General features: G+C 76.7%; 16 protein-coding genes. 5 read left to right on the forward strand and 11 right to left on the reverse strand.

What is annotated here, in order from left to right; translation table 11 throughout:
- Window positions 1-83: 83 nt before the first annotated feature.
- From WME98_RS46755 to WME98_RS46770, 4 genes are all read right to left on the reverse strand, one after another.
- Window positions 84-1838: a hypothetical protein gene (locus WME98_RS46755; RefSeq protein ID WP_437948080.1), complete on the reverse strand. Its 1755-nt coding sequence runs from the start codon at window positions 1836-1838 to the stop codon at window positions 84-86.
- Window positions 1839-1914: 76 nt separating this feature from the next.
- Entirely contained in the window at window positions 1915-2940 is a 1026-nt protein-coding gene (locus tag WME98_RS46760; RefSeq protein WP_437948081.1) for a hypothetical protein, read from the reverse strand.
- Between the two features lie 203 nt (window positions 2941-3143).
- Entirely contained in the window at window positions 3144-6032 is a 2889-nt protein-coding gene (locus tag WME98_RS46765) for a serine/threonine-protein kinase (RefSeq protein WP_437948082.1), read from the reverse strand.
- A gap of 241 nt (window positions 6033-6273) precedes the next feature.
- Window positions 6274-7743 (reverse strand): hypothetical protein, encoded by a 1470-nt coding sequence (locus WME98_RS46770; protein WP_437948083.1) that lies wholly within the window; start codon window positions 7741-7743, stop codon window positions 6274-6276.
- Between the two features lie 370 nt (window positions 7744-8113).
- Between WME98_RS46770 and WME98_RS46775 the strand changes: the two genes are divergently transcribed.
- Window positions 8114-8848, forward strand: a complete 735-nt coding sequence (locus WME98_RS46775) for a hypothetical protein (protein WP_061621259.1) — start codon at window positions 8114-8116, stop codon at window positions 8846-8848.
- Window positions 8849-8900: 52 nt separating this feature from the next.
- Here the strand turns inward: WME98_RS46775 and WME98_RS46780 are convergent, their stop codons facing one another.
- The 4 genes from WME98_RS46780 to WME98_RS46795 all read right to left on the reverse strand — a co-directional run bounded on the left by WME98_RS46780 (window position 8901) and on the right by WME98_RS46795 (window position 12285).
- On the reverse strand, window positions 8901-10097 hold the full coding sequence (locus WME98_RS46780; protein ID WP_437948084.1) for an outer membrane protein assembly factor BamB family protein: 1197 nt from the start codon (window positions 10095-10097) through the stop codon (window positions 8901-8903).
- Between the two features lie 110 nt (window positions 10098-10207).
- The gene (locus tag WME98_RS46785) at window positions 10208-10798 is read right to left on the reverse strand and encodes a Uma2 family endonuclease (RefSeq protein ID WP_437948085.1); all 591 of its coding nucleotides are present in this window, start codon (window positions 10796-10798) and stop codon (window positions 10208-10210) included.
- A 57-nt stretch (window positions 10799-10855) separates the two neighbouring features.
- Entirely contained in the window at window positions 10856-11443 is a 588-nt protein-coding gene (locus tag WME98_RS46790; RefSeq protein ID WP_437948086.1) for a Uma2 family endonuclease, read from the reverse strand.
- Between the two features lie 215 nt (window positions 11444-11658).
- Window positions 11659-12285 (reverse strand): CDP-alcohol phosphatidyltransferase family protein, encoded by a 627-nt coding sequence (locus WME98_RS46795; protein WP_129576052.1) that lies wholly within the window; start codon window positions 12283-12285, stop codon window positions 11659-11661.
- A 246-nt stretch (window positions 12286-12531) separates the two neighbouring features.
- Here WME98_RS46795 and WME98_RS46800 point away from each other — a divergent pair, with 246 nt between their 5' ends.
- Window positions 12532-14955 (forward strand): PQQ-binding-like beta-propeller repeat protein, encoded by a 2424-nt coding sequence (locus WME98_RS46800; protein WP_437948087.1) that lies wholly within the window; start codon window positions 12532-12534, stop codon window positions 14953-14955.
- A 66-nt stretch (window positions 14956-15021) separates the two neighbouring features.
- Here WME98_RS46800 and WME98_RS46805 read toward each other — a convergent pair whose 3' ends face one another.
- Together WME98_RS46805 and WME98_RS46810 are read right to left on the reverse strand one after the other, a co-directional pair.
- Window positions 15022-15606, reverse strand: coding sequence for a septal ring lytic transglycosylase RlpA family protein (locus tag WME98_RS46805; RefSeq protein ID WP_437948088.1), 585 nt, complete (start codon window positions 15604-15606; stop codon window positions 15022-15024).
- Window positions 15606-16151: a hypothetical protein gene (locus WME98_RS46810; RefSeq protein WP_437948089.1), complete on the reverse strand. Its 546-nt coding sequence runs from the start codon at window positions 16149-16151 to the stop codon at window positions 15606-15608. The genes WME98_RS46805 and WME98_RS46810 overlap by 1 nt, the downstream gene beginning before the upstream one ends.
- A gap of 213 nt (window positions 16152-16364) precedes the next feature.
- On the opposite strand from WME98_RS46810, the gene WME98_RS46815 reads away from it, so the two are divergent.
- The 3 genes from WME98_RS46815 to WME98_RS46825 all read left to right on the forward strand — a co-directional run bounded on the left by WME98_RS46815 (window position 16365) and on the right by WME98_RS46825 (window position 20451).
- Complete coding sequence (locus WME98_RS46815; RefSeq protein WP_437338959.1) at window positions 16365-17030, forward strand: RNA polymerase sigma factor; 666 nt, start codon at window positions 16365-16367, stop codon at window positions 17028-17030.
- A 62-nt stretch (window positions 17031-17092) separates the two neighbouring features.
- The gene (locus WME98_RS46820; RefSeq protein WP_437948090.1) at window positions 17093-17971 is read left to right on the forward strand and encodes a hypothetical protein; all 879 of its coding nucleotides are present in this window, start codon (window positions 17093-17095) and stop codon (window positions 17969-17971) included.
- A complete protein-coding gene (locus WME98_RS46825) occupies window positions 17959-20451 on the forward strand; it encodes a hypothetical protein (protein ID WP_437948091.1) in 2493 nt (830 codons plus the stop codon). The genes WME98_RS46820 and WME98_RS46825 overlap by 13 nt, the downstream gene beginning before the upstream one ends.
- Here WME98_RS46825 and WME98_RS46830 read toward each other — a convergent pair whose 3' ends face one another.
- Window positions 20452-21225 (reverse strand): sigma factor-like helix-turn-helix DNA-binding protein, encoded by a 774-nt coding sequence (locus WME98_RS46830; RefSeq protein WP_437948092.1) that lies wholly within the window; start codon window positions 21223-21225, stop codon window positions 20452-20454.
- Window positions 21226-21437 lie beyond the last annotated feature (212 nt).

Raw genomic sequence — 21437 nt, forward strand, 5'->3', positions numbered from 1 at the left:
TGCTCCTCCGGACCCATCAGAGTTGGCGAAATTTCTAGCGCGTGGCGCTGCCGGAGAGGCAGCAGGCTCAGCCCCCCCGCCCCTCACCGGTACGGCCCTCCCCGCCGCTCCCCCCGCATCTCGCGCGCCAGTGCCAGCATCGGCCGCAGCACCTCCCGCGCCGCCGCCGGATCCGCGAGCGGCCCCGCCATCGCCACGGCGATCTCCCCAGGCGCCACCGCGACCCCCTCCTCCGCGCCCGCGACGCCCCCGAGGCGCGCCGCCTGCTCCAGGATCGCCCCCGCGATCCGCTGCTCCGCCGCCCTCCTGGGCCTGACCGCGCCCGCGATCGGCGGATCCAGCCGCAGCGCGAGCCGCGTCCCCGTCGGCGCAGCCCCCTTGAACAGCGTCTCCACCTCGAACGCCGCCCCCTCGAACGTCCCCGAAAGCCGCATCGACCCGACCCGGAGCGCCCCGTCGCTCTCCTCCGCGAAGCGGCGCCACGCCGGCAGCCATGCGGCCATCGCCGCCGGCGGCGGAAGCGCCGCGCCGGCCTCCGCGAGCGCCCGCGCGAGCGCGTCGACCGGCGCCAGGAACGCCGCGAGCTCCGGCTCGTCCAGCGCCGCGGCGGCGCTCCACACCCACGCCTCAGCGTCGTCGACCTCGGCCCGGCCGAACGCGCTCAGCGCGCGACGCAGCGCGGGCCTGAGCGCCGCCAGCACCTGCGCCTCCTCCCGCCCCCGCACCCGGAAACGCCGATCGAAGCCGCTGTCCCCGGTCGCCACCCCGCCGAGCTCCAGCAGGGCACGCGGCCGCACGTCGAGATGCAGCCCCCAGGGCTCCGCGAACCGCACCATCGCGGCCAGGCCGCCCCACGACTCCCTCTCGGCCGGGACCACCGCCACCGCATACCCCGCGCGCACCCCGCGGAGCGCCAGCTCCCGCTCCGCGAGCGACAGCTCGATCCGCTGCCCCGCCCGCGACCAGAGCGCGCGCCAGCGATCCGCGCCGATGCGCGGCCGCTTCGCCTCGATCCCGGGGCGCGGCTCGAACATGTCGACGATCACCGGCACGCGGTGCAGCAGCCGGCCCTCCATGTGCTTGAACGCCATCTCCAGCACGTACTCCAGGGAGACCTCGCCGAAGCTGAAAGACGGCGCGAGATCGCGCGGCAGCGCGATGTGGAAGGGCACCTCCTGCCCCTCGGCGATCTTCGTGAGCTCCTGAAAGAACGAGAGCCGGCGGCGCTCGTTCGACCGGTCCCTCGTCCGATGGCGCTCGACGCTGACCAGCGCGACGTCGAGCGCGATCGGACGACTCCCGGCGTAACCGCGGAAGACGACGGCCCCGGCCAGGATCTCACCCGGGGCGAACGTCCGGCCCGGCAACGACACCTCGAGGAAGGCGCCGCTCTCCGGCCCGCTCGCGCTGGTCAACGGCTCGTCCCTCGGCGCCTCCGCGATGGAGGGCCGGACGAGGATCTCCTTGCGCTCCGCGGCGTCGATCCACCACGGGATGGAGACGAGCGCGCCGACCTTGCAGCAGAAGGACGCGATGACGCCGGCGTGCGACGGCGGTACGTCGCCCGGCAGCGTGAACGAGACCCGGTAGCGATGATTCCCCGCGCCGAGCCGCCCCTTCCCGGCCACATCCACGCTGAGGACGAGCAGATCGCGAGACCCGGAGAAATTCCGGTCCTCGTCGGTGTTGCTCTGCACGGCCAGCGTGTACTCCAGCGTCACGCGCACGAAGTTGATCGGCGTCTCCGCGGCGCAGTCGAGCGAGATCCCGACGTCGAACGTGTCGCCCGCGTGCACGACCCTGGGCACGCGGAGCGTGATGCCAGGGCGACTCCTCATGGCCGCCTTCGAGCGTAAACGACCGCGACCCGGCGGGGCGCCCCTCTCCGCCCGGCGGGCGGCGACGCGGCGGGCCCTACCCGCCCTGCAGCGCCCCCCCGCCCCGCGCCATGTACGCCGCGAACAGCGCCGGCGCGAGCCGCTTCATCGCGCGCCGCGCCTCGATCACCGCCTCGCCGGACCGCCGCGCCTCCCGCGACGACGCCGCGGCGAGCGCCGCGACGAAGCGCCGCGCCATCGAGAGCGCCTCGCCCTGCCCGGGCGACCACGGCCGATCCGGCGCTCCTCCGGATGCGGCGGCGCCGCCAGAGCCCGCCTCGTCGAGCGCGATCGCGATCCCCACGGGCGGCGGCAGGACGCCGGTCACGATCCCGACGGGCGCCGACCACGCCGCCGGCTCGTCCTCGATCTCGAGCTCGTACCGCGCGACGTCGGGCAGGCCGCGCACCACCTCGTCGCGCGCCGACGCGAGCGCCGCATCGAACGGATCGCCGAGGAGCGCCTCCAGGTAGTACCGCCGCGCCGCGGGCTCGCCGAGCGACGTGGCGGCGTCGCCGAGCAGGAACAGCGCGCGCGCGCTCCGCCGCGCCTCCACCGCGCGCAGCAGCGACGCGTGCGCCTCGGGCACGTCGCCCGCCGCGAGCCAGTAGTACCCGGGAGGCTGCCCCTCGAGCCGGCCGTCGTCGCCCTCCGCCGCGCGGAGCGCCGCCGCCACGCGGCCGAGGAGCACGCGGCACAGCGACGCAAAGGCGCCGCTCTCGCGCTCGAGGCCGCGCGCGATCTCGAGCAGCCCGGCCGCCGGCGCGGCGGAGCCCAGGGCGCGCGCGAGCTTCCGCTCGAGCGCGGCGATCCGCTCGGACTGGCGGCGGATGTCGGCGTCGGCCGGGTGGAGCGCCGCGAGCTCCGCGAGCATCCGCCGCGCCTCGCCGAGCTCCCCCGCGGCGATCGCCCCGGCCGCGCGCGAGAGCCGCAGCGTGCGCTGCGCGAAAAGGTCGAGCTGCCCCGCGGGCGCGCCGTCGCCAGGCGGCGGGCCGGCGGCGCCGTCGAGCAGGCCAGGCTCCGCCGGAAGCGCGCGGCCTTCGAAGAGGGAGAGCTGTCGCATCTCGAGATCGGGCTCCGCGCAGGCGTCCGAGCCTACCTCGAGCGGCGCAAGGCCGAGGGCATTGCATCGACAGGAGCCCGTTTGCCACCCGACAGCCGATGTCGAGCGGCCCCGCTCGGCGCGACAGCGGCGCTCCGCGAAGCGCGCGGCGCGCCTCGTCAGCAGCGCGCGGTGCTGCGCCGAGATGAGGCGCGTGAGCTCTCCTACTCGGCCGCCTCGCTCAGCCGCTCCGGCACGAGATCGAGCGCGCAGGCGTCGTCCTCCGCGCGGGCGCCGGCCGCGCGCTCGCGGAAGCGCGCCTCGCCCTCGACGCGGCGGAGCTCGTCCGCGAGGGCCGGCGCCGGGTCGCAGGCGATGCCGCGCGCCGCCCGCGCGAGCGCCGCGCCAGGGTCGCCGACCGAGAGCGCCTGCCGCGCCGCCTCGAGGTACGCCGCGGCCGCGCGCGCAGGCTCGCCGCCGCGCTCGAAGTGCTCGGCCAGCGCCATGGGATCGGCCTCGCCGCGCTCCGCGAGGAAGCCGCCCGCGAGCGCGTGGCCGAGCCGCCGGTCGCCCTCGGTCAGCATGGCATAGGCGGCCTCCCGGAGGAGCGCGTGGCGGAAGCGGTACACGGCGCCGCTGCCCGCGCCGCCCGCGCCGCCCGCGCCGCCCGCGCCGCCCGCGCCGCCCCGCACGACCGCCCCGCGCCGCGCGAGCTCGTCGAGCGCGCGCGCGACGTCCGCGCCGCCCACGAGCGCGGCGACCCCCGCCTCGGAGAACGCCTCGCCGAAGACGCTCGCGGCACGGAGCGCCCGGCGCGCCTCCGGATCGAGCGCGTCGAGATCCGACTGCACCATCGCGAGCACCGTCTCCGGCGGCGCCGAGATCCTCCCGCGGGCAGCGGCGCGGATCTGCTCCTCCAGGCAAAACGCGTTGCCGTCGGCGCGCTCGACGATCGCCCGCACGAGGTCTGCGCTCGCCCGGGCGCCGAGCGCCTCCCGCACGAGCCGCTCGCCGCCCGCCGGCGCGAGCGGCGGGAGGCAGACCTCCCTGCGCAGGTACGGCCCCCAGAGCCCCGGGAAGATCTCGCGCACGCCAGGCCGCGCCAGCGCGAGCACAGCGAACGGCCGGCCCCGCAAGCGGCGCAGCGCCGCGTCGACCAGCGCCACGGTCGGCGGATCGCCCCAGTGCAGGTCGTCGAGCACGAGGAGCACCGGCCGCGCGGCGCACTCGGCGTCGAGGAAGGCCTCCCAGGCGAGGCAGAGCTCGTCGCTCGAGATCGGCGGGCGCCGCGCCGCATCGAGCCGCGCGTCGCCGCCGTCCGGCGGCGGGGCGCCCGCGAGCTCGCCGAGCAAGGGCGAGATGCGCGCGCCCGCGGCGGCGCCGCCGCGACGCGCGGCGCGCGCGCGGAGCTTGCGCCGCCGCGCGGCGATCGGCTCGCCGTCGCGAAGGCCGAGCCCGCTGCGGAGCGCGCGCTGGAGCAGGCCGAAGGCGGAGCCCGCGCTCATCGGGTCGGCCTGGCCGATCCACACCTCGAGGGGCTCGCCGCGCGCCCGGAGCGCGCGGACGAGCTCGTAGCCGAGCCGCGACTTGCCCGCCCCGGCCGCGCCCGTCACGAGCACCGCGCCCGGCGCCCTGCCGCGGAGGCAGGCGTCGATCTCGGCCTCGACCAGGCCGAGCTCGCGCTCGCGGCCGACGTACGGCGTCGGCCGCCCGAGGAGCGCGGGCGGCGCGTCGAGCGCCTCCTCGCGGGCGCCGTACAGCCAGCACCCCGACGCGTCCCGGGTCGCGCCGAACCGCGCGCCGAGCAGGCCCGCGGTCATGTCGTCGATGCGGATGGCCGCCGGGCGGTGCGGCTCGCGCGAGCCCTGGACGAGCTGCACAAGGCGGTCGATCACCGCGCCGACCGGCAGCCGCGCCGCGACCTCGGCCCGGCCGGTGACGAGCGAGAGCCGCGCGCCGCCGAGCAGCTCCCGGAGCGAGAGCGCGCAGCACGCCGCCTGGGCCGCGAGATCGGCGGGCGCGGAGGGCCCCGAGAGCGTGACGAGCAGCCACCGCGCCTCCAGGAGCTCGATCCGGCCGCGGTGGCGCTCGACGATCTCCCGGATGGCGCGCGATCGGCCCTCGTCCGCGGTCTCCGAGAGGGTCGCCTCGGCGTCGGCCTCGTCCTCGTCCTCACGCGCGAGGATGAGGCACATGACCCGCCGCTCGCTGGCCGTGATCTCGCGCGCGCGGGGCGGCGGGTGGGACGACGAGGGCTGCGACCACGGCGGCAGGTCGCCGCCCGGGCGCCTGTCGAGCGCCTCCGAGGCGAGCGCCGCCGCGACCGCGCCGCCGTCGCGCGGGCGGGCCTCGCGGGCCTTCGACAGCATCCGCGCGACGAGCCGATCGAGGCCGGCCGGGACGTCGCCGCGGAGCTCCCTGAGCCGCGGCGGCTCCTCGAGGAGGACCTTCATGAGCACCGAGAGCGGGTCGCCGCCGGCGAAGGCGGCGCGCCCGGTCAGGCACTCGAAGAGCACGCTGCCGAGCGCGAAGACGTCGGCGCGCGCGTCGATCTGGGGCTCGCCGCGGGCCTGCTCCGGGGCCATGTACTGCGGCGTGCCGCGGATCTCGCCGAGCGTCGGGAACTCCTCCTCGTCCCCGGAGAAGCGCGCGGCGCCGAAGTCGATGAGCCGGGCGCGCTCGAGATCGCCGCCCTCGAGGAGGAGGTTGCCCGGCTTCACGTCGCAGTGCACGAAGCCGAGGCGGTGGACGGCGGCGAGCGTCTCGGCCACGCGGGCGGCGAGCGTCAGGCCCTCGGCGATCGTGAGCGGCGCGCAATCGAGCCGCTCCGAGAGGGTCTCGCCCTCGATCCACTCCATGGCGAGGTAGAGCCGGCCTCCCGCGGTCGCGCCGTGCGCGACGTAGCGGGCGACGCCGGGGATCGGGAGCGTCGCGAGGGCGAGCGCCTCGCGCGCGAGGGCGCCGAGCGCCGGGGTCGCGGCCGTCTGCAGGAGCTTGAGCGCGACCTTCGCGCCGGACCGGAGGTCGCGCGCGCGGTACACGCGCGCCGTCGCGCCCGAGGCGGCGTGCTCCTCGACCTCGAACCGGTCGTCGACGACCTCACCTGACCGCATCGAGCTGACGCGCTCCTCTCGGGCGCACGGCGCGCTTCTCCACAGCGTGCCAGCTGCGCGCGTCCGGCGTCCACTGCCACCTACCGCGACGCCGCGCGACGTGACGCGGCGCGCGTGCCGGCATACCATCGCGGCCTACGTCGTCGCGCAAGGGCGGCGTCCGCGTCGGTGCCGCGTGCACGCTGGCGCACCTCCGCGGCGCGAGCGCGAGAGCGCCGCACGCGCGCCGGCGGCGACCGGGTCAGCGCGGCGCGACGCCCGCGGCCTCGCCCCCGGCGCGGCGCCGCAGCACCACGTACCGGAGGTGCGGCACGCCGCTCACCGCCGCGGGCGCGAACTCTTCGCCGGCGCCGGGCAGGCGCGCGAGGTGCTGCTCCACCCCGCGCGCGAAGCGCGAGGCGGTCCACGGCGAGGCGAGCGCCTGCCCCTCGGCGAGCAGCAGCACGAGCGCGTCCACCCGGCGCGCGTCGAGCAGCGCGCCGGGGATCCGCTTCGTGGTGTGCCCGCCGGGGAGCGCCGCGATCGCCGGATCCGTGACGCCCGCGAGATCCACGAGCGTCGCGCCCGTCGCGGCGCCGAGCCAGCCGATGTCGAGCGCCGCGACGACCTCGGCCCCGGCGAGCGCGCCGCGGAGCTCCTCGATCGCGCGCAGCCGGTCGCCGCCGACGCGCGCGGCGGTCGGCCCGACGCGGATCATCACGAAGAGCTGCCCGGCGAGCGCGAGCGCGATCCGGAGCGCCGTGGCGCGCGCGCCCGCGGCCGAGGCGACGTGGGCCGCCGCGAGCACGACCGCGGGCAGCGCCGGCACGACGAGCCGCGACAGCGGCATCCAGTCGCCGCCCGCCGCCGCGACCGCGAGGAAGTGCACGGCGACCGCCGCGAGCAGCCCGCGCGGCCACGCCGGGAGCGCGCGCCACGCGACCGGCGCGATCAGCGCCACCGGCCCGGTCAGGAGGAAGCACGCGAGCGCGTACCGGGCCCCGAGCGCCGCGTCCGGCGCCTTGGCGAGCGCGGCGAGCGGCGCCGCGCGCCCGAAGATCGCGAGCCGCGCCGCGGCCACCGCGACGAAGGGCAGGCCCGCGAGGGCGAGCGCGGCGAGCGCGCGGGCCCCCGCGGGCACAGGCGGCGCGGCGCCTGCGCCGCCGGCGCGCGGGGCCGCCAGGGCCGCGAGCGCGACGACGAGCGCGAACGGCAGGAGCTCCGGCCGGAGCGCCGCCGCCGCCCCGGCGCAGGCCGCGCCGGCGAGCGCCCAGCCGAGCGCCGGCAGCGCGACCGCGAGGGCGCCGAGCGCCGCGACGACGCCGGTCTCCATGCCCGCCGCGGACCAGGCCGCGAGCGGCGCCGACGCCGGCACGAGCGCGAGCGCCGCGAAGCGCGCCGGTCTGCCGGAGGCCCGGTCGACCGCGAGCGCCAGCGCTCCGGCGGCGAGCGTCCACGCGGCGACGCCGATCGCCTTCGCGGCCGCGAGCGCGGCGAGCGGGCCTCCGGCCGCGAACGGCGCGAGCGCGAACGCCCACCCGAGCGGGGTCACGCCGTCGGTCACCGGCCCGGCCGCGTTGAAGCGGTAGCCCAGCCCGCGCGCGAGGTGGTGCGCGTAGCGCGCCGTGATCAGCGCGTCGTCGACCGTGAACCCCGAGAGCGCGAGCGCCGGGAGCAGCGCCGCGAGGGCGCCGGCGAGCGCGACGAGCAGCGAGCGCCTCCGCCCGGTCACGCGGCCCGTGCGTCCGCGCCGCACTGGAGCGGGCAGGAGGACCGCACGCCCGCCCTGGACCGGCGTTCGAGCTCTGCCGCGCGCGCTCCATCGAGGACGCATCGTCGGAGGCGCCGATGCTCGGGTTGCGCGGCCTTCGTCACGGCCGGCGATCCTGGGACAGGCGCACGAAGGACGCAATCGCGCTCGCCTGTCCGCAGCCGCGCAAACGCGCGGGCGAGCGGGCACGCGAGAGCGCGGACGTACGGGCGCGTGCACGTGCGAACGTCGAGAACGCCCGGGCGCGCCGCGCATCTCGCGCGGCGGACAGCGGCGGTGACGCTGCGCCTCGTGGCAGCCATGCGCCCTCGTGGACGGTATAGTTGCTCGCATGGCACTTCCCGCCGCGCTCCTGGCCGCCGTCGAGCGGCATTCCTGTTTCACCGGCTGCTATCGCAGCGAATCGGAAGTCCAGGTCTGCATCGATCCGGCGCAGGCGCTCGTGCCGACGGTGCCTGTCTGCTGCAGCGATTGCCTGAACTTCCACCCGGCGGCGCTCGTGAGCCTCCTGCCGCTCGGCATGACGTCGTACGCGCTGGCGAACGCGCTGACGGCCCACGTCCGCTCCCTGCGCGGGTACAAGTGGGCGACCGGCGGTTATCACACCGCGGGCACCGGCTTCTGGCTCAACGCCGCCTACTACGGCAACGGGCTCTTCCTCGTCGACGCCGCGCGCAACCGCAACGCGCGGACCGACGTCGACATGCTGATCGAGGCGTTCCAGCACGGCATCGTCCAGCCGGAGGACCCGCGCATGCTCGACCCGGCGCTCTACACGACCGAGCTCGCCTACATCAACATGTCGAGGCCCATCCTGCCGGTCCGCAGCAAGCAGGATCTCCTGGCCTCCCCGCAGCGCAGCGCCACGCCGAGGCAGGGGTTCTCGCGCGTGTCGATCGTGGAGTTCCAGCCGCTCGCCGCGGCCGGCGTCGCCGCGGGCGCGCAGCCGGCGAAGCCGGCGCCCCCGCCCCGCGAGCTCAAGCTCGGCGACACGTGCCCGACGTGCGGCGCCGCGGTCATGGAGCGGCCGCTGTTCTCCGGCACCTTCGTCGGCTGCCTCTGCTGAGCGCGGCCGCCTGGCCCGGTCGCGGGGACGGCGGCGCGGTCGCGCGGACCGGTCACGGGGACAGCGGGGCGGTCGCGCGCCACACGGTGCCGCCGGTCGCCGGATCGATCGCGCGCAGCGCGGCGCCGCTCACCGCGGCGCCGCTCACGACGTACACGTAGGGGCCCGCGGCCTTCACCGCCACGATCCGATCGCCGAGGTAGCCCGCCGCGCGCTCGTACCGGCTGGCCCCGGTCGCGGGATCGAGGGCGATGATCCGCAGCTCCGTGCCCCCGACGACATCGACGCCGACGACGATGGCGGCGCCGCCGCTCGCGACGAGGAAGAGGTCCGGCCGCCCGCCGGAGAGCGGCGCGCGCACCGGGAGCTCTTTCTTCCAGAGTGACGCGCCGCCGCGCCGCCCCTCGGCCGAGAGCCGCGGCGGCCCCTCGGTCGGCGCCGTGAGCGCGACCTCCACGTCGCCGACGTGGACCACCTGGGGGTTCTTCTTGCGCTCCCAGAATTGCCCCGTGATCGCCGACGGCGGCGGCGCGGTCGGGCAGTCGGCCACCTCGCCCCCGCCGAGCTTGATCCCGGTCGACGTGCCGTCCTTCATCACGACGGTCGCGCAGCCCTCGCCGGCCGCGACCTCGTCGGGGGCCCCGGGCAGGCTCGCTGCCCAGCGCGGCTTGCCCGTGCGGGCGTCGAGCGCGTGCAGCGTGGCGCTCTCCCCGCCGGCGAGCACCGTGCTCCCGTCGGCGCAGGCGAGCGCGTCCGGCCGGTCGAGGTCGGACGACGACCAGATCCCCTGCCCGCTGCGTCCATCGACGGCGACCACCCGCCCGCGCGTCTTGCCGTCCTGCCACAGCACCGGGTCGGGCGCGTCGTCGCCGTTCGCGTCCACGAAGCAGAGCGCGTCGAGCTGCGTCGTGAGCTGGCGCGCGCGCGGGGCGGCCTCCTTCGGCGGCTCGACGCGCGCGAAGAACATCACCGCGAAGCCGGCCCCCACCGCCGCCATCGCCACGGCGAGGAGCGCCTTCACCGCCCGAGGCGGCCCCGGCGACGGCGCGGGCGCGGGCGCGGGGGTGCCCGGCAGGGCGGCCGGCGCGGGCGCGGGGGTGCCCGGCAGTGCGGCCGGCGCGGGCGCGGGGGTGCCCGGCAGGGCGGCCGACGCGCCCGCCGCGCCGGGGTTCTCGGCGCCGCAGCGCGGACACGTGATCCCATGACGGCTTGCCTCCAGCGAGGCACCACAGCTCCTGCAGGGCCGCATCGCGCCAGTCTATCGCCGCGGGGCGCCCGCGATCGAGAGCGACGGCGCGCGGGGCGGCGGCGAGCGCGCGGCCGGGCAGCGTCCTCGGCCGGGGCCCTGACCCGATGCTCCTATTTTGCCCACAGGAGGGAGAGATCGAGCTCGATGGCGGCGAACGGCTCGACGCGGACCCGCGGGGCGTCGCGGTGGGTCGCGACGGGGGTCCACGCGCGCCCGGACGCGAGCGAGAAGACCTCCAGCGTGCGCGCGATCGGGTCGACCAGCCACGCGTGCCGGACGCCCTCGCGCGCGTAGACGGGCATCTTCTCGTCGCGGTCGAAGGCCGCGGTCGACAGGCTCAGCACCTCGCAAACCCAATCCGGGGCGAGGGTGAAATACGCCGTCTCCGGCAGGTCGGGCATGCGCTCGCGGCGCCAGCCGGCGAGGTCGGGCACGAGTACCTCCACCTCGCCGGGTGCCTCTGGATCTGGGGAATGAAGCTCGGGCTCGAGCAACATCCGCCACCCGCCTGGGCCGCCGCGACCGCGGTCGAAGGGGATGAACAGCTCACTTAACAGCGCTCCCTTGGCGCTTGCGTGCCGAGGCGCCGGCCGAGGAAACACGTGCAAGGTACCGCGGACGAGCTCCGCCACCTTGTTCGGCGGGACGGCTTCGAGATCGGCGTACGTGGCGCGGCGGGGCTTCTCGGCGGGCTCGCCCATGTGCCGAGCCTGCCCCGAGGCGTACGGCGAGACAAGGCACGCCAGCGCGGCGGCCTGCTACGCCCAGAGCACCGAGAGGTCGAGCTCGCTGGCGTCGAACGGCTCGACGCGGACCCGCGCGGCGTCGCGGTGGACCATCGCAGGCCCCCAGCGACGATCCTCGCCCAGCACGTAGACCTCGAGCGTGCGCGCGATCGGGTCGACCAGCCACGCGTGCCGGACGCCCTCGCGCGCGTAGATCGGCATCTTCTCGTCGCGGTCAACCCCCTCGGTCGACGGCCTCAGGACCTCGCAGATCCAGTCCGGGGCGAGCTCGAAGTAGGCCGTTTGGGGCAGCTCGGGCATGCGCTCGACGCGCCAGCCCGCGAGGTCGGGCACGAGCGCATCGATCTCGCCGGGCGCATTCGGATCGGAGAAGTGGAGCTCGGGCTCGTCCAGGATGTGCCAGCCGCCGGGTCCGCCCTCGCCCAGATCGAAGGGGCCGGACAGCTTCCCCCCGAGCCTGGACGACGCCCGCGCATGTCGTGGTGCCGGCCGAGGAAACACGTGCAAGGTACCGCGGACGAGCTCCGCCACATTGTTCGGCGGGACGGCTTCGAGGTCGGCGTACGTCGCGCGGCGGGGCTTCTCGGCGGGCTGGCCCATGGACGAAGCCTGCCCGGTACGCCGAGGGGCGGCAATGCGGCGCGGAGCAAGCGCCGGCGGCAGGCGCCGGCAAGGGCGGGAACAAAGGCGCATCCGTCACGGATGCCGTCCTCGGGCCGCTTGCCCTATCCGGCCGCAATCCTCTGAAGCTCCGGTGGACCGCGTCGCTTGAAGCTCCGGTGGACAGCGTCGCTTCGCACCCCCGCCCCCCGCCTCTACGGCTTCGGGATCCGCAGCGTGCCGCTCACCATCGCGCTGCCGCTCACCACGTAGACCAGGCTGAGCGGGTGGAACGCCCAGGGGCCGAGCGCGATCGACCCGAGCCAGATCTGCTCGTGCACGCGCTCCTGCGCGAAGAGGACCCCGAAGAGCAGCACAATGAGCAGGCTCGTGGGAATGGGCGTGCCCTCGTAATACCGCACCTTCCCGCGCTCGTCCGACAGCTCGGCCGCGGTCACGTTGTACCGCGCGAGGCGGCTGATCCCGCAGGCGACGAAGTAGACGAGCGCGGCGGCGTCCCACGGGCCGCGCAGGCCGAGCGCGTAGCCGAGCACCGCGGGCGCGACGCCGAACGAGACCACGTCGGCCAGCGAATCGAGATCGGCCCCGAGCGGCGAGTGCCGGCGACGCCACCGCGCGATCGTGCCGTCGAGGACGTCGCACGCGAGCGCGAACGGCAAGAGCCCGAAGACCACCCAGATGTAGACGCGCTCGCGCTCGGCCACGTAGTTCAGGCAGAGCAAGATGCTCAGGGTGCCGCTCGCCGCGTTCGCCAGCGTGACGAAATCGGCCAGCGCGAACGACCGGAGCATCGAGAAGTGGGGCGGTCTTTCGGAAGGCATGGCGCTCGGGGTGCGGAGTGTTGCACGTCCGGTTGGATTGCCAACCAGTCTACATTGCGCACGTCGCGCGCGTCGCGCGCGCCGCTGACCTCGCGCCTTCCTCGCGCCAGAGGGCACGCCCCGCGGGGGGCTGCCGCGGCGGGCGCCCGGCGCTGTCTAGTCAGGTGGCACGGGCTTGTCCACTCCGCGGCTATCCGCGCACAAAACTTAGGACCCGGCCCCACGCTGCCTAGCATCCGTCGGCGGATGCCCGGACTGTCTCTTGTCGCCGACAACACCCGATGCTCACCGGAGCCCGAGCGCACGTCGCTGCGCGATGTGCTCGACTTCGTCCTGGAGGGGGCGCGCAACGCACCTCCTCCGCTCGATGAGGCGGCGCTGCCGCTGCGCGCCGAGGCCGAGGCGCTGCCGCTGCTCTGCGATCTCGCCGAGGCCGCGGCGGAGCTCGCCTCCGGACGCCGCGCGCGCGCCGTCGTGCGGCTGTGCCTCGAGCCCGATCCCTGGGAGCTCGGCCTCGAGCGCGTGGGCCGCGATCTGCTCGTCACCGTCTTCCACGGCGGCGACGTGCCCGAGGTCGCCCTGCACGAGCGGCGCTTCGAGGGCGAAGCGCTCTGCGCCCGCGTGCTCGCGGCCATCGACCGGTTCGCCGCGCACCGGAGCCCGAGCGCCCGCCGCGACGCCGCCTTCTCCGACAACGACACGGGCGGCGGCCTCGGCGAGCACCGGCTCCCGGCCGCGCGGCGGTGCCTCGCCGCCGCCCTGCCGTTCTCGCCCGACGATCCGGGCGGCGAGCCCGCCATCGTGGGCGTCGAGCCGACCGGCGAGATCCCGATCGCCATCGCGGCCGAGGCGCTCCTGCGCACGTCCCAGGGCGCCGCGCTCACCCAGCCGGCCGTGCTCCGGGCCGACCTCTTCTCGCTCCTCTTCCGGGGCAAGATCCGCGTGCTCGTGGGCGAGGAGGCGCGGGAGCTGCCCGACGTCTTCATCTTCCCGTTCGCGGAGCAGCTCGCGTCGCTGTCGCTCGAGTCGCTCGACGCGTGGGCGCGGCGGCAGCCCTACCACCGGCGGCTGACCGTCGGCGGCGCGATCCTCGGCGTGCGGCTGCACAGCGAGGGGGCGCTCTCGCTCACGCTCGGCGTGCCCCGCGTGGGCCGCGTCCCGCCCGCCGATCCGCGCGCGCTCGGCCCGGGCCGCGGCTCGCCGTTCGCGGCCGCCGAGGAGCGGGCGCAGACCTGGACCTTCCCTGCCGTCGACGTGGCCGCGCTCGCCCAGGGCGTCGTCGCGTTCGGGCGCGCGCTGGCGCGCAGCCTCGTGCGCCGCGATCGCGCGCAGACCTCGAACCTGCGCCTGTTCGAGTTCCGGGCGCGCGTGCGCGAGCTCGCCGAGCGGCTCCGCGAGCTCACCCGCAACGACGCGAAGATCAACGTGGCCCCGGAGACGTACCGCGCCTTCGCCGCGGCGGCGCGCCCGCAGGCCGCGGCCGAGGACACGTTCGGGCGGACGCGGCTGCGCTTCACCGCCCGGTGGGTCGCGGCGATCCCCTCGGTCGACCTTCGCGCCACCTTCCTCTGCGGCGACGTGCTCGTCGTGGGCTCGACGCGCGAGCTCACCTGCATCGATCGGCGCACCGGCGAGTGCCTGTGGCGCAAGCAAGCGCCGCGCGCGGTCTCGGTGATGACGCCGGTCGGCCTCGGGCGGCTCCTGCCCGACGGCACGCTGCAGCTGCACGAGCTGTCGACCGGCGAGGTGGCCTGGTCGACGCGGCTCTCGCCGCGCGTCGGCGCGAACGCCTCGGGCGCGGTGGTGAGCGCCCCCGGGCTGCCCCGGATGCTCATCGTGAGCGAGGGGACGCGCCACCTGGCGGCGGTGGACCTCTACTCGGGCGAGGTGCGCTGGCGCTACGCCGCGCGGCGCGGCGAGAACTTCAGGCTGCGCCGCGCGGGCAAGCTCGTCGTGGTCGGCAGCGGCGAGCCGGCGCTCGCGGCGCTCGACGTGCTGAGCGGCGAGGTCGTCTGGCGCTTCTGCGACCGGCTGCCGTTCGCGTCGCCGGTGGCGGTCGACCACGACGCGCTCTTCGCCCTGGCCGGCGACGGGGCGTTCGTCGGCCGCGGCGGGGCGCGGCTGCACCACCTCGACCCGTGGTCGGGCGAGGCGCGGTGGACCGTCGACCTGCCGAAGCACGTGGCGCCGGTGGGCGCGCCGCTGCTCGGGCCCGAGACCGTGTGCGTCGTGACCCACGGGCGGCGCGGCACCGGGCTCGTCGGGCTCGATCGCCGCACCGGGGCGACGCGCTTCGACCTCACCGCGTGCGCGGCGACGGCCTCGTGCCTCATGGTCGACGACGTGGTCGTGGTGAACAGCGAGGCGGGCGAGATCGTCGGGGTCGGCGCGCACGACGGCGCGGTCCGGTACCGGCACGTGCTCGCGGGCGGCGTCGAGGGGGACCGGCCGCGGCGCCTCGAGCCGGTGCTCCGCTCGGGGGCGCTGTTCGTGCCGCAGAGCGAGGTGCACGTGGTGCGGCCGCGCGACGGCGCGCTGCTCGGCAAGGTGCCGACCGACCTCATCCCGGATCTCCTCCGGGTCGACGAGCGGTGCGACGTCTACGTCGCCGAGGAGAGCGGCCACCTGGCCGCCTTCGCCGCGGCCCCGCGGCTCAGCCTCGTGCAGTAGCAGCCGCAGAGCGGCCAGCAGCAGCCGCAGAGCGGCGGCCCCCGGCCGCCCGGCGCCGCGGCGCGATCAGCGCCCCCGCCGGGCGGGCTTCTTCCGGGCCGGCTTCCAGATGAGCTCGAGCGTCACGTCGGTCACGCCGTCGTGGATGAGCCCGATCCGCTCGGCGGCCCGGCGCGACAGGTCGATGATCCGGCCGCGCTTGAACGGGCCGCGGTCGTTGATCCGCACGCGCACGCGGCGGCCGTCCCGGCGGACGACGTCGACGAGCGCGCCGAAGGGGAGCGTCCGGTGCGCCGCCGTGAGCGCGCGGGGGTTGTAGGGCTCGCCGCTCGCGGTGGCGCGGCCCTTGAACTTGTCGGCGTAGTAGGTGGCGCGCCCGCGCTGAATCGCGACCCCCTTCGCCGCGCCCCGGGCGCTCGCGGGCGCGACGGGCGTGGAGATGCGGCCGTCGTCCTCGCCCGCGTCGTCGTCCTCGGCCCGGCCCGGCGCGACCGCCGCTCGGGGGCCCGGCGGGCGGGAGACCTCGGCGGACAGGGGCGGCGCGCCGCTCGTCCGGGCTGGGGGCGGCTGGTGCGCGGCGCAGGCCGGGGTGCCGAGGAGGAAGAGGAACGCGAGCGCCCGCGCCGCGCCGCGCCGCGCCGCCGGCGTCATCACGTCGCCTCGGGCGCGGCGCGGTCGGCCGACGAGGGGTCGAGGGCGGCCGCGGGCGACGCCGCCGCGGCGGCGAGGGCCAGGTCGGCGGGCGCGCTCCCCTCCCCGTCCAGGGCCAGCGCGCGCGCGGCGCTGGCCTTGGACCGCACGAACCTGGCCAGCTCGCGGAACGGCACGCCGGTCGGGCAGGTCTGCTCCTTCTCGGCGAGCACCGCCTCGGGCACGTGCGAGAGCGCGAGCGCCGCGGCGTCGAAGTCCGGCATGCTCCGCGAAGACGCGAGCACCACGGTCATGAGCCCGGGGTAAGCCCCCCTCGAGGCGGCGATGCGCTCGGCCTCGCCGAGATCGCAGCGCCCGCACGCGATGCAGCGGGAGAAGCCGGGCAGCGCCGCGCGCTCGGCGGGCGAGAGCGGCGGCAGGCCGTCGGCGTCGTAGTTCTCGCGGAAGAGGGCAAGCCCGCTCGGCCCGTCGAACAGACGGCGCACCACGACCTTGAGGAGCGACCACGCGAGGACCGCAAGGGCTAGAGCACGGCCGGAAAGCACCCTCGGTCCATAACCCGAAACAGGGCCGCGCGCAGACCCGATGCGCCCGGCGCCGCCGGCGCGGCCCGGGCCGGGGCGCGAGGATGGATCTTTCCACCTCGATGGCGGTCGCGCGCAGTGAACCCTCGTTAACAGCTCCCGAGGTACGGCCGCAGGCCCACCGAGGCACATCGCCGCCGCGCCGCCCGTCGATCCGGCCCTGGAGACGCTGGCATGTCGGGTGCACTGGCCCCCGGCATGTCCAACGGCTTGCCTCTCTGCGGTAAGGGATGCTCGGAAGACCTCGGCGACGTCGCCGAAGGGGTGCTGGTGCAGGAGATGATCGCGGGGAACGAGCGCGCCTGGCGCGCCTTCCACGCCCGGTACGATCGGCTGGTCCACCGCTGTATCAGCGGCGTGATCGCCCGCTTCTCCGCCGTGGTGGCGCAGGACGACATCCGCGACATCCACGCGACGCTGCTGATGCAGCTGATCTCGAACGACATGCGCAAGCTGAGGAGCTTCGACGCCGAGCGCGGCACGCGGCTCGGCTCCTGGATCGGCACGCTGGCCGTCCACTGCGCCTACGACCACCTGCGCGGCGCCCGCCGCGCGCCGCGCTGCGCCCCGCTCGACGACGCGGCCGTCGAGCTCCCCTGCGAGCGCCCCTCCCCGCAGGACCACGCCGAGCGCCGCGAGCGCGCCGCGATCGTGGGGCAGGTGCTCCACGATTTCTCCGACAAGGACCGCGAGTTCGTCGCGCTCTACTTCGGCGAGGGCCTGCCCCCGGAGCAGATCGCGGAGCGGATGCGCATCAGCGTGAAGACGGTCTACTCGAAGCGGCACAAGATCCAGAGCCGCCTCGAGGCGATGCTGTCCGGCGCGAGCCTCGCGGCCTGAGCCGCCCCCGCCCCCCGAAGGGGGCTCGGCGTCCGTCGGCCCTGTGGTATGAGCCGGAGAGGATGGCCGCCCCGCTCCGCATCACGACCACCCTCCTCGCCGTCGCCGCCGCCCCGCTGCTCGCCGCGTGCGGCGGCGGCAACGGAGACGCCCCCTCGATCCCCCTCGCCGACGAGCGCGGCAGCGGCGCCCGCATCGCGGATCTCGTCGGCGAGGCCGCGTGGTTCAACGCCGATCCAAAGGCCCAGGACAGCGAGGACTGCGAGGGCGTGCCGGCCGATCGCCGCGTCCACGTCACCGGCGCGACGCTCGTCGCGATCGACCGGTTCGACGAGACCGGCGAGGGGGCGCACGGCAACTACTACGTGCAAGACAGCGCCGACGAGCCGGTCCCGTACTCCGGCGTGACGGTCTTCCAGCCGGCGTTCAGCCCCCCGGACCTGCGGCTCTTCCCCGGCGACGTGGTCGATCTGCTCGGCGTGCTCACCGAGTTCCGCGGCCCCTCGTCCGGCCGGTTCCGCGGCTGCCGCACCCTGCCCGAGATCGGCGGGACCATGAGCTTCCGCTTCGAGGACCGCCCCGCGAAGCCGATCCGCGTGCCTCTCCGCGAGCTGACGAGCTACGCGACCGCGCGCAGCTACCTCGGCATGCTCGTGCGGGTCGAGGGGGTGACGACGGTCGGCGACCCCGCGAGGAGCGGTGGCCGGTACACGGCGCGGATCAACGTCGGCGCCGGCGTGCCCGCGGACGACATCCCAAGCCTCTCGAACGAGCTCTACGATCTCGCGGCCGAGGGGCCGCCCCTCGCGGACGGCGCGGCGTTCGACTCGGTCACCGGCGTGCTCACCTACTTCTACGGCTTCAAGATCGCCCCGCGATGCCCGGCCGACTTCCAGCCGGAAGGCGCCCCCCTGCCGGCCGACGACGCATGCGCTCGCTGACGCCCGCGCTCCCGCTGCCGCTCGTCCTGATCGCGGCCTGCAGCGGCGCCGCCCCCGGCGGCCCGACGGCGCCGGGGCACGCGCTCGTCTCGACGCCCGAGGGCAGCGTCGGGCGCATCGAGGTGCGCAACCTCGAGGCCCGCCCGCGGCTCACGCTCGTCTCCCGCGACGGCGACCCCGCGCCCGCGCTCGTCGCCTCGGTCGCCACCGATCTCGGCTCGGTCGCCACGACGGCGCTCGCCAGCGTGGTCGAGGCGCGGCTCGTCGCCGCCGGCTTCGACGTGGACGCGCGCATCGACCGCGGCGCCTTCCGCGTGCGCCTGCTCGTGCGGGACGCGGCGCGCATCGCGCCGTTCCTGCGCGCGCTCTCGGCGGCGTTCGCGCAGCCCATCGCGGCCGGCAGCCCCGAGGTGGCGCGGGCCATCGAGCGGTTGCAGGCGCTCAGGGCGAGCCCGCTCGACGCGCCCGAGCTCTCGCCGATCGCGGCGTGCACGGGCCGGCTGGGCCTCGCGGGCGCCGAGCCGGTGGTCGACCTGGCGACGCCAGCGGGCGTGCGGGAGCTCGAGGGGTGGCGCACCGCGGCGCTGCACGCCGGGCGCACCTCGATCGCCGCGGTCGGCCCCGCCGCGTTCTGCGCGGAGGCGGCCCGCGCCGCGGAGGGCCAAGGCGGCTGGCCCGCGGGCGGCCCGCCCGCGGACCCGTGGCCGGCGGCGGACACGGTCGGCGTGTACGCGACGAACCAGCTCGAGCGGCGGGCCGCCCGCGTCACCGTGGCCGCGCGCGTCGCGAGCCCGCAGGCGGCGGTCGCCGCGGCCGAGCGGCTCGGCGCGCCGGGGTCGCCGCTCCGCGCGCGGCTCTCGGCGCTCCCGTCGCCGTTCCGCACCGTCGAGGTGCTCGGGGTCGCCCGCCCGCGCGGCGGCTGCGTCAGCGTGACCATCGAGGCGTCCGACCTGCCCGCGGCCCCGCCCGTCGAGGCCTCGGCGGCGCTCGCCGCCGCGGTGGCGCGGCAGGAGATCCGCCGCGGCCTCGCGGCCCCCGCGAGCCCCGCCACCGCCACGCGGCAGATCCTCACCGCGCAGGACCCGCGCGACGCGGGCGCGCGCGCCGCCTGGTGGGCGCTCTCGGGCGGCGCCCCGAACGCGCCGCCCGAGCGCTGGGCGACGGCCCTCGGCCTCCCCCCGAGCGCCGATCCGCCGCGGCCCGCCGCGCCGGGAGAGGCCGGCAGCCGGCTCTTCGAGGCGGAGCTCGGCCGCGCGCTCGCGGCGGGGGCCCAGCCCGCGCTGGAGCGGCGCACGCTGATCGAGCGCGGGCAGGGCGAGGTGTGGGTCCTGCTCGCGAGCCCGTGCGGCGTCGCGGAGGAGGGGGTGTACGACGCGGGCGCGACGGCGCTCGCCGCGCTCGCCGCCGTGCAGACCCGGCGGCGCGAGCTCGACGTGACGATCGAGCCGTGGATCACGGCGGACGCCGTCGGCGTCATCGCGCACGCGCCGTTCCGCGACGATCGCGAGACGCCGGCCGAGCTCGGGCGCCGCGTCGCGAGCGCCGCCGCGCGCACGGTCGCGGCGACGACGCTGGGCCCCGAGGCGCTCACGCTGGCGCGCGCCGCGGCGCTCGAGCACCTGGAGCGCCTCTCCGGCGGGCGGGCCGCGGCGCTCGAGGCCTTCGCCTCGGCGGTCGCGCCCGACCACCCGTCCTGGATCGAGCCGTTCGGCGTCTGGGACCGGGTGGCGAGCGGCGCGCTCGAGACCGTGCAGCTCCGATGGCAGGCGCTCGCGACCGGCCCGCTCCGGCTCGCCGTCCTCGCGAACGCCGACGCCTCGCAGGCGGCCGCCGCGGCGGAGGCCGCCGAGCGCTGGCTCGCGCCGCGGCTCGCGCCGCGCGGGTGCGCCTCACCGGACGGCGCGGTGGTGCCCCGGCTCGGTCACCACGACGCCCGCCTCCCGGCCGGGACGCCGCTCTCGCAGGCCGTCGTCGGCGCGCGGCTCCCGGCCGCGCGCGAGGCCGCGAGCGCGACGCGCGATCTCGCGGAGCTCACGGTCGCCGCCCTCAACGGCGAAGGCGGCCTGCTCGCGGCCGCCCTCGGCGCGACGGCTCCTCCCGCGGCGGACGCCGCGCCCGCGCGGCGGCAGCTCGCGGCCCGCGCGAGCGCCCGTGTCCTCGGCGGGACGCGCGCGGCGGCGCTCGCGGTCGAGATCCGGGCGCCGAGCGCGGAGCTCGACGAGGCCACGGCCCGCGTGAAGGAGCTCCTCGCCGGCCTCGCGCAGCGGGCGACCGACGCCGACCTCGACCGCGCCGAGGCGCTCGTCGCCCGGCGCGAGCGCGACGCGCTCGCGGAGCCCCGGCGCCGGCTCATCCACCTGTGGAGCGGCCGCGCCCCCCGCACGCCGCCGGCGAAGGCCACGCTTACGGCGTGGCGCGCCTTCCTGGCGAGCGCGCTCGGCGCGGACGCGATCGTGACCGTCGAGGCCCGGCCCGACTGATCACTCCCCGCTGTCGAAGTCGCCCGCGTCCTCGATCTCCGAGGTCCGCCCGGCGGGCGTCGCCTCGAGGCCCTCGTCCTCCGCTTCCGCGTCCGCGTCGCCCTCGTCCTCGTCGAGCGCGACCTCGTCCTCGTCCTCGTCGTCCTCGGGCTGGGTCAGCACCGGGAGCCGGCGCTTGCCGACCGGGCCCTCGTCGACGTAGTCGCGCAGCGCCATCATGTCCTTCAGCGCCTCGAGCTTCGCGAGCGCCTTGACCTCGACCTGGCGGATCCGCTCGCGCGTCAGGTTCATGATCGCCCCCACGTCCTCGAGCGTGGTGCCGCCGCGATCGGCGACGTCGAGCGCGCACGTCTCGTTCATGTCCCAGACCTCGAGGTCGGGGAAATTGAGCTTGATGGCGCCCGTCCTGGCCGACACGTCGAGATAGAGGTGGTGCTGGCACGAGACGTACGGGCACGGCCTCGGGCCGTCGACGCACTCGGCGCGGGTCCGCGGCTTGTAATAATCGGTCTCCGGATAGAGCATCCGGCCGATCTCGAGCTCGCGCTTGGTCATGCGCTTGACGCTGATCGTCCGCGCCCGGATCTCGCGCTTCCTCCGGGACCTGCGCTGCTCGCGCGTGATGGCGTTCCCCGACGCCGCGGGGTCTGCTTGGAGCGCGAGCGCGCCCTCCACGACCGGCTCGCTGGAGCCCGCCGATTCGCAGTCACTCCCCGCCGCATCCGCCCCGTCTAGGCCGAAGATCTCGAGCTCGCTCTCAGACACCGTCGCCATGCGCTGCCTCCGTTTGGTAGCGTCTCCGCTCTCAAGCGCGCGCGTTTCCCCACACGCCCGAGTCCCAGCTCGAACGCAAAGAGATCCCGCTCCTTGCCCGACGTAACGCCGGATGCCGTCCCTAAAAAGTCGCGACGAAACGAGCCGGTGCCCGTCCCGTCGATCGCGTCAAACCCAGGCGGGGCCGCGATGCGGCCCCTTCAGTTCACGGA

The organism is Sorangium sp. So ce296 (genome assembly GCF_051529605.1).
In the GTDB taxonomy this organism is placed as follows: domain Bacteria; phylum Myxococcota_A; class Polyangia; order Polyangiales; family Polyangiaceae; genus Sorangium; species Sorangium cellulosum_D.